The sequence below is a fragment of the Pseudoalteromonas sp. B62 genome (assembly GCF_037162565.1).
In the GTDB taxonomy this organism is placed as follows: domain Bacteria; phylum Pseudomonadota; class Gammaproteobacteria; order Enterobacterales; family Alteromonadaceae; genus Pseudoalteromonas; species Pseudoalteromonas fuliginea.
In genome coordinates this window covers 2,345,612-2,358,163 of sequence record NZ_JARLVB010000002.1, presented here as the reverse complement: position 1 = coordinate 2,358,163, position 12,552 = coordinate 2,345,612, and the positions used below count along the sequence as shown (strand labels likewise).

General features: G+C 38.9%; 5 protein-coding genes and 2 pseudogenes. 1 reads left to right on the top strand and 6 read right to left on the bottom strand.

The genetic code is table 11. The annotated features are described in order from the left end of the window. Positions 1-29 precede the first annotated feature (29 nt). From tamB to P4S71_RS15075, 3 genes and pseudogenes are all read right to left on the bottom strand, one after another. The gene (gene tamB, locus P4S71_RS15085) at positions 30-3,719 is read right to left on the bottom strand and encodes an autotransporter assembly complex protein TamB (protein ID WP_337150935.1); all 3,690 of its coding nucleotides are present in this window, start codon (positions 3,717-3,719) and stop codon (positions 30-32) included. After that, positions 3,719-5,445, bottom strand: a pseudogene (locus P4S71_RS15080) (autotransporter assembly complex protein TamA). Before P4S71_RS15080 ends, tamB begins: the two are co-directional and overlap by 1 nt. 144 nt (positions 5,446-5,589) lie before the next feature. Beyond that, a complete protein-coding gene (locus tag P4S71_RS15075; RefSeq protein ID WP_337150934.1) occupies positions 5,590-6,558 on the bottom strand; it encodes an IS30 family transposase in 969 nt (322 codons plus the stop codon). A gap of 199 nt (positions 6,559-6,757) precedes the next feature. On the opposite strand from P4S71_RS15075, the gene P4S71_RS15070 reads away from it, so the two are divergent. Beyond that, complete coding sequence (locus tag P4S71_RS15070) at positions 6,758-7,093, top strand: ribonuclease E inhibitor RraB (RefSeq protein WP_165744040.1); 336 nt, start codon at positions 6,758-6,760, stop codon at positions 7,091-7,093. Between the two features lie 35 nt (positions 7,094-7,128). Here the strand turns inward: P4S71_RS15070 and P4S71_RS15065 are convergent. From P4S71_RS15065 to P4S71_RS15055, 3 genes and pseudogenes are all read right to left on the bottom strand, one after another. Beyond that, positions 7,129-8,879: pseudogene (locus P4S71_RS15065) on the bottom strand (DEAD/DEAH box helicase). A gap of 124 nt (positions 8,880-9,003) precedes the next feature. Next, positions 9,004-9,306 carry an H-NS histone family protein gene (locus tag P4S71_RS15060; RefSeq protein ID WP_033028267.1) on the bottom strand — a complete coding sequence of 101 codons (303 nt, stop codon included), beginning with the start codon at positions 9,304-9,306 and terminating at the stop codon, positions 9,004-9,006. A gap of 170 nt (positions 9,307-9,476) precedes the next feature. Then, positions 9,477-12,302: a TonB-dependent receptor domain-containing protein gene (locus P4S71_RS15055; protein WP_033028266.1), complete on the bottom strand. Its 2,826-nt coding sequence runs from the start codon at positions 12,300-12,302 to the stop codon at positions 9,477-9,479. Positions 12,303-12,552: the final 250 nt, after the last annotated feature.

Sequence of the window (12,552 nt, the reverse complement as noted above, 5' to 3'; positions counted from 1 at the left end):
TTATATCCTTATAATTATTATAGTTTTGGTTATTCCCAATCAAACTTATATAGCACATCAACATTTTGGTATAGCCCGCTCGTTATTTCTATGTATAGCTGTGAAAGTAACTGATATCGCACAGCCACTTCACTGAGCGAATCAAATACACCCACGCTATATTTAACTTGCAAACTGGGTGCTACGTAACCTGATATTTCTACTTTGGTGCTATCACCACTACCTGATGAGCTTAAACTTACATCTGACAGCCCAAAGGTTTCACCTACCTTAGAAACAACCCCTTCGCTGCGGCTAACCCCTTGAGAAAGCAATAACTGCGTAAGCATCGCATCGCTTGACGAACTTTCTCCATCGCCTAAAGGTTGGCCATTAAGTAAATATGCGAGTGCTTGAGCTTGATCCATCGCAGGCTCAGAAAATATTTTAAGCGTTGGTTGTTCAATATTACCAGTGAGCGTAACCCCTGCAATGACACCATTTGCAGTCGTATCGGGGTTACGTATTGCTTTAATATTTAAAAATGGTTGTTCAATTGAACCGCTAAAACCGACTTGCCCGGTGCTGATTATTAAATCTTGCCCAAAGGCTAAGTAAGTACCTTCAATTAAGTTAAGCTCACCTGTGGCTATAATTGGCGCACCTTGACTCATTTTTATCGCTAAATCACCCGCAACTTTTGATTCCAAGCCAAACGATTCTACTTTTACATCGTTTTTAACAATCACTTTTAAATCTATGTCGTAATCAAACGGGACTGTTTCGGTGGCCTCAGTTTTTTGATCAACAATAATTTCATCATCGCTAACTTGCACTGCGCCCTCAGGAAGCTCTTCAATCATTATACGACCGTAAGGCACAACTACCTCACCAGCAAGCTTGAGTGCATTATTAGCCAAGCCTATTTTTAAATCCGGCGATACTTTAAAAGTAACCCCTTGCTGCGCGCGTACATAAAACTGCTCGCCAACTACCGCAACATTTACAGCAGGTTGCGCACCTTGCCAATCAACGTCACCGGTGAGATTTATTTTACCGCCCTGATTGTCGTTTAAGTTGCCTTTTATTGTGGCTGTTGTTTTATCAAACAATACGTTTATATTTGATTTTTGCAGCGCTATAGGTAATTGCTCGCCCTCTAAACTAATATCGCTCACATTAAGCTCGCCATTTAATAAAGGATCTTTTAACGTACCAGCTAACGCCACTTTCCCGCTAATATCACCTTTTAACTGCTCAAGGGTTTCAAGAAAAGGTTGTAAGTCTGAAAGGAGTATTTTATCGATATTAATGGTGCCATTAAGCGCTTGCGTATCTTGTATATCATCGATATTAATGTGTGTATTAATTTTGCCTAATACACTTGATTCTAAATTAGCTTCAAGCTTGCCAATTTGAGAATCCGAAAACGCACTAATAGTTAGAGTTTCGATTGGTAATTTAAAACGATCTTCTTCTGATGTAAGCACCGCTTCTAAGTCGCTAGAATCGATATTTGCGCGTAATGTTTTAAGCGCACCGCTTTGCCAATTAAGTGCTACATCGCCAGCTATATTACCGCGAGTACGAATGCTATTAGGTAAAAAATGCTTAAGCTCCTCAAGTGCTAAGTTGCTTAGTTTAGCATTTAACTGACCGAGATTTTTTGACTGCGCTAAGGTGTCTATGCATAATTTACTTTGCTCAGATGCCCAACAATGTGCACTCACATCAAAGTCGCCACTTTGCGTATTAACCATAATGGCAATATTTTTAGTATTACTAAAACTAAGCTTTTTATCGCTAAGCGTTACATTGCTAAGCTCGCCATTCCAAGTGGTATTATTAACTTTGCCATTAACTTCAAGCTCTACACTGCCTTGCTCGGCATCTACAGATGCCGTAAGTTGGTGATCTGTTTTGTCGCCGCTAATATCAATTTTAACACTATTGATTTGTTGTTCGGCCACAAGCGCCGAACCAACACTTACCGAAACATCGGTTTGCCAATCGGCTGCGGTATCTAACTGCCCTTTTACTGATAATTTATTAATATTTATTTCATCAAAAATAAAGCGATCGAGTATTAGTGCTAAATCAACAGAGGGCGTTAACCTTTCCCCTCTCACTTTTAAATTTGCGTTGCCGTCGGCAGTAAATGGAATATTAGCTTTTTCATCACTTTTTAGCGTTACTTTGCCATCAACTTGCCAAGTATCATCAACTTGCCCGCTTAGTGCTAATTTATTGGTGCCGCTACTTAAATAAAAGCTATCAATATTAGCTTTTAACGTGTTGTCTAGCTTAAAGTTTGAGGCAAATTCTAGTGGCACGTCGTTAAGTAACCCGCTTAACTTTGTATTATTCATTTGTAGCTGCCACTTGTCGTCAGCTGCATTAAACGAGCCTTTAAACTGTCCTGAAATATCACTGGTAGCGGCATCAGTTAAGTATTGCGCTTTTAAGTTAGCAACCGTGCCATTAAAGTTAGCCTGTATGCCTTTTTGCCAATCAACATTGGCTTTTATAGTTGCACTGCTTTCGTTTGCTTTAATGCTTAGCGCTTGTAAAGTTGCTTTGGTAAGACTGCCTTCTAATTGGGTATTTAAGTCAACAGCTGGGTACGCGCCTAGTTGGCTATTCGCCTGAAGGCTAAGCTGATAGTCGTCAGCATTACCTTGTGCGTTAAGGCTTACATTTCGCACTTTAAGCTCATTACTTTGTGCATCAATAAGCCACTGTTTAATTTTGCCATTTAACTCAAACGGATAGTTTTTTTGCTTTAAATTTGCCGTTGCCGTTAAACTAAGCGGATATTGTCCCTGCGTTTCTAAATTTAAGTTTAGATTTGATAAGTCGCCATTCAACTGCAAATTGGCTTGGTGCTCATCACTTTGTAAAACAACATCCCCTTTGACGGGCAAATTCCCTGCAAGCTCAGCGTTAAGATGCGTATTAAGCTGCCACTGTTCATACTTTGCTGAGAATGACTCTAAATTAATAACCGCATCTTCCACACTTAATTGCAGCGAGATGTTTTCAATAACATGTTGGGCTTCGTTTTGCTCAATCGTAATTTTAGCTATTTCAAAGTCTTCAACAACTAAATCAAGTGGCGAAGTAAATTCTATATTAGGCAATGCGGGTAGGTGCGTTAAAGGCGCTTGAGTATTTTGCGCCGTTTGTGTTTTCGCATCTTGTTCTTGCTCTTTTAAGGCAACAAGTATGGTGGGAATATTCAGGCTTTTAACCGTCAGCTTTGAACCCTCTGCTTTTGCTGAGAGTTTAAAGTTATTAACGCTTACGTTTGCACTTGGATGCTCTAGAGTAAATTTATTGATCGCAATGTTTTTTACAGCAATATTAAAAGGTAAGCTGATTTTTTCAAGCGGCTCTGTCGGGGCTTCTTCTTGTGACTCTGCAGTTTTTGGTAATGTTAAATTTATAGATTTAGCACTTAAGTTATCTATACAAATTCCATCGCACTGCCACCAAAACAAATCAATTTTCAATTGTTGTGCATTAAAGTCCAATCCGTTGCTAGCAAAGCGTACATTAAAGGCATCATTATAAATAAAACGACCATCTTTAATTTCAATATGTAGTCCATCTACTGCTTTGTTTGCACTATAAGCAATAAATTGATTACCGGGTGCGGTAAATAACAAACAAAATAGTGCAACAACTAACGTGACAAAAATAGCACTTACGGCGGCTGTTATCTTTTTTAATACTGACATTAAATTTCTGGCCCTATGGTAATACTTAAACGTGTGCTTTTACTTTCTTTTGTTAATCCCCAAGCGTGGTCTATGCGCACTGGGCCAACGGGTGTTAAATAGCGAAAACCAAAACCAGCACCTACTTCAAAATCATCAGAAAAATCATTAGTCGCAGTACCACCATCAACAAATAAAGCTGCTCGCCAATTTTTAGCAAACTGGTAGTTATATTCCATCGTGCCCGATAGTAAATACTTACCACCTATTAGCTCGCCGTCATCGTTCTCAGGCGAAATTGATTGGTACGCAAAACCACGAACACTTTGATCGCCACCTGCGTAAAACCGAAGTGAAAATGGCACGTTGTTAATATCATCAACAAGCATTGCCCCCACATTCGCTTTTAAAAACACCAAGTGGCGGTCAAAATAAGTGCGTAGCCATGCATGTTGCATTTGCACCCTAATCAGATTAGTACTCGAAAGCACATCATCTAAGCCAAACTCAGCAGATATAAGCCACTGCTCTCCCCAATAAGGAGTCGTGCCGCCTTTTGATTTTTTGCGCGCGTAGCTAATGCCCGGCATTAACATTTCGGTACTTTCTTCGTCTTCATCACCAATACGGTAGGTTTCTTGGTCGCGGCGTAAAAATGCAGTACGCACCCACTTATTTTCGGTCAACCATTGGCGCTGAACTTGCCCTGTTAATATTTCACTGTAAGTGTCGTTTGTGAGCTCATCTTCTAGCTTATAACCGACAGAGAATCGCCATAAATCATCATTAGGATCATCAACCGGAATTGTATAAGCCATGGAAATATCTTGCTGCTTTTGTGCCACATTTAAATTAGTTTCGAGGTAATGGCCGTCTTCTGTGATCCACGGTTTACTCCATTTAAAACGCACCTTAGGCCCTAAGTCAGTACTAAAACCACCGCCAATTTCATAGCTGTTAGCTGGCTTGGGTAATACTTCAACTTTAATCGGTACTTGGCTGTTTTTGCGCGCTGCAATGTCAGCATAAACACGTACACTGGCAAAATAAGGGGTACTTGATAAATCCAAGTTATAGTCAGCAATATGTGTTGATTTATAAGGTTGGCCCTGCGAGAAAGGCGCTATAGAGCGTATGTATTTTTCAGCGGGTGTACTACTGGCAATTTGTATATCGCCAAACTCATACCTAACTCCGGTATCAATTATGAAAGTAATAACAGCACTATTTTTTTAAGCGATACTTCTAATTTACGCGCTGGCCACTTAGCATCAAAATAACCTAGTTCTAGTAGCATAGATTCTATTTTTTTATGAGCAGAGTCATATTTACCATGATTTAAAACATCACCTTGCTTTAAGTGGTTGCTTTTAATCAATGCCTGTAATTGAGTATCGCTTTGACCATCACCGTTTAGCGTAATATTAATTGCTTCTATGCGAGTTGCAGGCCCCCGTTCAACTTTAACAATTAGCTCGCTGTCGTCTTTATCATAAATAACCTCGACGGTCGGGTTATAATAACCAAGAGCTTTGATGCTATTTTGTACTTGTTTTTGAGCATAACGGCGAAGTGTACGGGTTGGTTTCTCGCCAATTAACTGCTTGAGGTAAAGAGCTACGTTATTTTCTAAATCGCCACTTAACCCTTCAATTTCGTAATCTTCTATGACTTTTTCTGCCGCATAGCTATTTGTCGCAATTAAAGCGCTCACAACACACATGCAACGTAAAAACTTAATAAACAAGTAAATATCCTTACTTTTAATATCTTACAAGAAACTGGCTAATTACGCGCATATTAGCATAGCCATAATGAGCAACACATTAACTTAATAACAATCTAACGCGTAAATTTAACTTCGCGGATTCAAATCTGAAGTGCATAACGTTTAGGCGGCTTTAGCCGCCAAGTGATCCTGCATCAATTTTGCAGGCGTTTCAAATCCAAGTGTCTTCCTCGGACGATTATTAAGTTGCTCAAGTACTGGTATAACTTGCGCTGGTGTTACCGCCTTAAAATCTGTGCTCTTCGGCCAATACTGACGTAGTAATCCATTCGTGTTTTCATTCAATCCGCGCTCCCATGAGTGATAAGGGTGAGCAAAATAAACAGGAACACTTAAAGCCTCTGTGATTTGCTCGTAATAAGCGAACTCTTTTCCATTGTCAGCCGTGATGGTATGAAGTGCTGACCTATATGGCCTTAATAGTTCTATCGTCGCCGCAGTGACGGCTTGTGCTGTTTTGCCTGCCACCTGAGTTGATACAGTGAATTGGGTGACCCGCTGTACAATGGTAACAAGGGCGCCTCGATGACCTTTACCTATGACGGTATCTATTTCCCAATCTCCGATACGGCCTTTCTCATCAACTATTTGTGGACGTTCTTCAATGCTAACGCGATTTTTTATTTGCCCTCGGTTTGTCTTACCATGACTGCGCTTGTGATATTTCTTACCGTGTCGTCGCAGATGTAGGTATAACTCACCACCTGCTTTTTTATCTTCCCAGATATATAGATAAATGCATTCATGATTGACAGATTGTTCATTTTCCTTGCGCAACCATCCCGTTATTTGTTCAGGACTCCACTTCTCATTAAGCTTCTGGGTAATTAAAGCCATCATTTCAGGTGTCATCTTAAGTGGTTTTCTTGCACTTCTTCGGCGAGACAAAGCCCGCTCATGAGCTTGTTTGTATCTGTAACCTCGCTTGCCTGTATTTCTAGAAAGCTCTCTTGAAATCGTAGATTGCGATAAATTAGTTAGCTCAGCAATACTTTGTTGCGTAAAACAGCTTTTCTTTAGAACAGCGATCTGGCATCTTTGCTCATAGGTCAGTTGTTTGTAATGTCTCATTGTAAAATCTCTTGCCGGAGAAAAAGTAGTTAGCTTATGAGCAACTGACCACTTAATCTAGCCAAAACAAGTTATGCACTTACAATTTGAATCTAGGCTTTGAATAAATATCAGCATAATTAAAATTAGTACGCGTTAAGACAATATTTTAGTTACAATAGTGCCTACGAATAAAAAATTAATTTTAAATGAGTTTTTAATGCAATTCCCTGATGATGATAACGGCCAACTTTTAGCCGAAATAGCCGCTGCTGGCATTGATTTAAATAAAATGCACCAAGTCGATTTTTTTATTTTATTTGAACAAGAAGCCGATGCTGAAAAATTTGCTAAAGAAATAGTCTCTGATGCATTAGTTCAAAAGGCTGAACTTGAAAAATGTAAAGACACTGGCGTTTGGGAAGTAATCACTCAAGTACAAATGGTGCCAGAGCACACTCTTTTAGGACAAGCAGAGCAATACATTGAAAGCATTGCTAATAGCTTTAATGGATACGGTGACGGCTGGGGACTAATGGACGGTGAAGAAGCTTAATTGCCTTTTAGTTCAATGTACTCTATCAGTTAAGCTTAGCGGCTTAACTGATTTGCCTTTCTAAAACCCCCTTTATAGTCAAATAGCTTATCAGCTACTTTCCAACCATATTTTTTGCTTTTTCGTGCAATAACAAAATCCGGTGGTACTAATTCAAATTGTGCGTTTACTACTTGCTCTGCAGTTTTAAAATTAATAGGTGTTTGCCCAAGCCCCACACGTTGACCAAATTGCTTATTAAATATAAATTGCCCGCCTTTATTTGCGAGATTATATACTTCATCGCAACTTGCACCATCTTCATCAAAATACGTTACTTTAATAAGCTCATCTTTAATTTGAGTTACCGATAACCCACTACATCGAAGCACAAGTGCGTCTTTTAAGTTTAATGCATTACGTAACTTATCATCAGGGTCGGCCATTACCGCGCCGCAATCATGGCATTTACGTGCAGCAATATCATTTTGGGCACCGCACTGCTCACACTCTTTAAACCTAAAACGATAATCGCACTGCTCTTTATGTCCATCATCATCTTCTAATAGGCCTTGGCAACGCCTGCCAAAGTGCTCTATTACTTTGCCAGTGGAGTCTGTTTTACCCCAAAATATATTCGCAAACCCACAACCTGGGCAAAGCACTTGTACAGGCTCGTTATCACTATCGCCTTTTTTGTCACCTACTTCAGGGTGAAATAAATTAAAACCATTGCCGGCATAATCTATTACTAAGCAATCCGTTTTCGATTCAGATAACCTTAAACCTCGCCCCACAATTTGTTGATATAAACTAACCGATTCTGTAGGTCTTAAAATAGCTATAAAGTCGACATGTGGCGCATCAAATCCTGTAGTTAATACCGAAATATTAACTAAATACTTTAATTGCTTAGCTTTAAATTGCTTAATGATTTTATCGCGCTCAGTGTTTGGCGTATCACCTGTTATAAGTGCACTTTGATGAGCTGGTAGGTAGCTTAATATTTCCTGAGCATGCATTACCGTAGCGGCAAAAACCATAACACCTTCGCGCTCTTCACTGTATTGAATTACTTGCTGTAATATAGCTTTCGTTGCGCGCTCACTGTTTTTTAAAAGCGCATTAATATCATCAGTCGTATATTGCCCAAATGCATTGCTATCTAAGGACGAAAAATCATAATGGCTAATTGCTGCATCAACTTCGTTTGGCGGCGTTAAATAATTATGTTTGATCATATACCTGAGCGGCAATTCAAAAATACAACTTTTAAACGGACTTTCTTTAGTCCCTTTAACAAAACCATGATAATGGTGGTGGTATATCCACCCCATTCCTAACCGATAAGGTGTTGCTGTTAAACCCAATACTTTTAACTGAGGGTTATACTCTTTTAAACTGCTTATTACTTTTCCGTACTGGCTTTTTTATCCCCATTTACCCTGTGGCATTCATCAATAATAAGTAATGAATAATGCTCATTTAATTTATTTAAATTACGGGAAAGTGATTGCACACTGGCAAAGGTTACTTGATGGCTTAATGATTTTTCTTTTAAGCCCGCTGAAAATATACTCGCCTCTAAACCAAAACTTTTATATTTTTGCGAATTTTGCTCTACAAGCTCTTTTACATGAGCAAGCACTAATATTTTTTGCTTAGCAATACGGGCAAGTTCAGCAATAACCAAACTCTTACCTGCACCGGTTGGTAGTACAATAACGGCAGGATCATTGCTCTTTCTAAAGTGTAAAACGGTGCGTTCTACGGCTTCTTGCTGGTAAGGTCTTAGTTTATAGCTCATGGGAAAACAAATAGGTTTGAGTGAGGAGATTTTAGCAAATAATAGCTAGGAGTTTTAAACTTTAATTATATTTTATTGAGGGGTAAACAAAAAAGAGAAGCCGAAGCTTCTCTTATATTTAGCTTTAAGCTAAAAACTTTTCAAGCTCAACACCTTCAAACGCTTTAGGACGACGGCCACGGCCAGTCCATTCAATAGTCTCACCATTCAGTTCCATGCGGTACTTAGGCTTAACTTTGGTGCGTTTGTCAGATGCTCCATCTTGTAAATCTTCTAGCGTAAGTCCTTTTTCTTTTAAAAGTTCCAAAACTTCCTGTTTTGCTTTTTGTTGCTGGGTATATTTTGAAATTGCATCACCAATCAACTGCTGTGCTTTCTCAAGCTCAGCTAATGATGCAGTTTTAATAAAAGATCGGACTTCTTTCATCTATATCTCGCTAAATTTATTTGGTTAGATTTACTTTAATATTCTGTTTTAGTATAGGCGGATTCTTTTGAAATGACTATGGTATAAATTATTTGCTATCAACAATATACACAAAAGAAGAAAATAAAAAAACCGCGATAGATATCGCGGTTTCAAATTTTAACAATTAATTAAAATTTAGTAGTTAAATTTAACTGTAAGTAACGACCTGTTACATCATAAGCTTCTGATACTGTGTTAATACCTGTACCACCATTTGATGAACTTTGGTTAGCAACTGGTGGTTGCTTATCGAACAAGTTACGTACTGTTAATGTAACACTTGTACTATCTGTAAAGTTATAACCTGCTGATACATCATGATAAACAACTGATGGGAAGTTATTATACTTCTCTAACGGTGTAAAATCAGTGTAGTTAAAGTTAGCACCTTCAACACTATCTACAGAACGATCCCAGTAGCGCATACGCCATGAAACGTTTAAGTCTTCCATACCATAAGTTAGGTTTAAGTTAGCTCTGTTATCTGGTGTGAGTACTTCACCAGCGTATTCAACTGTTTCCCCGCTTTCGATACCAGTTGTATCGTATTTACTTAAGTGGTTCCAAATTAAGTTAGCACCAAAAGCACCATACTCTGTGTCTATTTTATATGCTAATTCAATATCAACACCTGAAGTTTCGATATTATTTTCATTACCAGTACCTGAATTAACTTCTACTAATGCACCTTTCGCATCACGTAATGCATTACCACCACAAGATGGGTCAAAGTTAGCTGAACTAACATCAAAACAACGATTTAGTACAGTAGTACGGCTAGTGGTGGATATTGCATCCTCAACAGATATATCGTAGTAATCGACAGTTAAAGAAAGCTCTTCTGTCATCTGCCAGATTACACCCACGCTGTATGTATCAGCGGTTTCTTCTTTAACATTCTCGTTACCACCAACAAAACCACCTGCGCTTTGCGCTTCTATTTGCGTAAGCTCAAATTTACCATCAGCTGCAACACGCGCAGCAACTTCAGGAATAGACAGACAGTTTTGGGCTGCATTACCAACATCAGAAGCAGTTACACCGCTACAAGGGTCCGTAACACCAGCAAATGTTTCACCACGTCCACCAAATAAATCTGCAATATTTGGAGTACGGATAGCTGTTGCTGCTGAAGCACGGAATTTTAATGTCTCTAACGGAGAATACTGGATACCTGCATTCCATGTTGTTTGACCGCCAACAATTTCATGATCTGAGTAGCGAGCGGCTAAATCAACCTCAAGATTGTCAAGTATTGGTAGAATAGTTTCAGCGTAGTAATCGTTTGAATAATAGCTACCATCTGTTGGTAGTGACTTATTAGTACTAGAAGCACCTGTTTGAGCTAAATCACCTGGGTTGAAGAAACCACTTTCTAAACGATGCTCTGCACCAAATGCAACACCTACAAAACCACCTGGTAGTTCTATTGGTAATTGACCAACTAATGATGCTGAAACAATGAACTGTTCAGTTTGACCAGCGATTTTTGCAGGAACTTTAATATAATCAACAGCTTCCTGAGTCACAGTGCCTGCACCAAACAGGTTAAGCGGCACACAACCTTGTAGAATAGCAAGGTCGTCAGCACATTGAAGTGTACCGTCTGCATTCTCTACCACATCAAATGCTTTCGCAGCTCTTTCAATATTTACTTGACCACCACTGTCTTGACGTTGATCTGTTTTACCCCAAGAAACATAAGTATTCAAAGACCAATCGTCATTTATAAACCAGTCAAAGCCAGTTGCAATACGGATAGTATCTCGTTCTAAATCTGTCGAACGAGCACCAAACTCAACCATACGACGAACCATATTTGGAATATTACTATCCATTGTTAGATCAGGGTCAGCAGCCATTAAGTTTTGACGTAGCAAATCAGGAATCATAGGGTTGCTTAGTTTTATACCGCCTACCCCACCTCGCTCTGGGATAAACACATCGTTAGTCGCGAACGGTGTTGGTTCAATTGTTGAACCGTAAGTTTTTGACGAGTTCCAGTTCATTTCAGCAAAAAAGCGAACCTCATCATTAATGTCTTGCTTTATATTTAAAGCTGCATATTTTCTTTCTAGAGGTGTAACAAGTTGACGAAAAGCAGCACGGTTGAAAGCTTCACCCCCAGCTAAACCTTGATAAGCTGTACCGTCACCATTAAAAGCACCAATACGCCCTTGTGGTGGGTAAGATGAAAATACTTTATCTACATATTCGTTACCATTATCATCTAATAAAATTGCTTCATCAAACTCAGAGAAATCACGGTCAGCTGGCTTTAAACCTTTGTCATCATCGTAACCAAATGATGCAGTTACATTACCTGTGTTCCAGCTATTACCAGCAGTTAAACTTAATGAATATTTTTCACGGTCGCCTTCAGATGAAATACCTGTTTGAGCATTAACTTCAACACCTTCCACGTTATTTCGAGTAATGATATTAACTACACCTGCAACAGCATCTGTACCATAAACAGCAGAAGATGCGCTTTTAAGTATGTCGATACGCTCAATCATTGATGCTGGAATAGAGTTTAAGTCAACTGCGTAACCGCTCGAAGGTGACCGGCCAGATACAAAACGACGACCGTTAACTAGTACTAGAGTTCTTGATTCGCCCAGGTTGCGAAGTGATGTTGTATTAAGACCAACGCCTGAAGTGCTAAATGATGAATTAGATTGGTCTGCACCAGCAATTGTTACAGGAGACTGGTTTAAAATATCAGAAACATTAATTGCGCCCATAGCTACGATATCAGCACGTCCAATAGTAGTAATTGGAACTGTGGTTTCAATGTCAGTACGTTTAATACGTGAGCCTGTAACTTGAATACGTTCTACTTTTTCTACGCCTTCTTCAGCAGCGATTGTACTTGCTGAAAATGCAGCTGTTGATGCTGCACCAAAAGCAATCGCTAAGCGAACAGCTTTTGTTACTTGATTATTTAACATTTGATTCTCCCAAGAATACATTTTATTAATTATAATTTTCAATCTAGCGTGGTGGCAAAGTGTTACCAAACGCTACAATTGTGTGATGAATGATAATACCAGTGAAACAACAACGTCAACAATCAATTAACCTTAAACCCTTTTAAATTACAAAAAAGCTTAGATACACAATTAAATATCAATCACTTAGAAAAACACAAAGGCATAACCAACTGTTTTAAAAGAAGAAAAAAAGTAAAAAGGTTCAATT

Coding starts and splice junctions, on each gene's coding strand:
- tamB (WP_337150935.1), bottom strand. CDS start 3,719: ATGTCAGTATTAAAAAAGATAACAGCCGCCGTAAGTGCTATTTTTGTC.
- P4S71_RS15075 (WP_337150934.1), bottom strand. CDS start 6,558: ATGAGACATTACAAACAACTGACCTATGAGCAAAGATGCCAGATCGCT.
- P4S71_RS15070 (WP_165744040.1), top strand. CDS start 6,758: ATGCAATTCCCTGATGATGATAACGGCCAACTTTTAGCCGAAATAGCC.
- P4S71_RS15060 (WP_033028267.1), bottom strand. CDS start 9,306: ATGAAAGAAGTCCGATCTTTTATTAAAACTGCATCATTAGCTGAGCTT.
- P4S71_RS15055 (WP_033028266.1), bottom strand. CDS start 12,302: ATGTTAAATAATCAAGTAACAAAAGCTGTTCGCTTAGCGATTGCTTTT.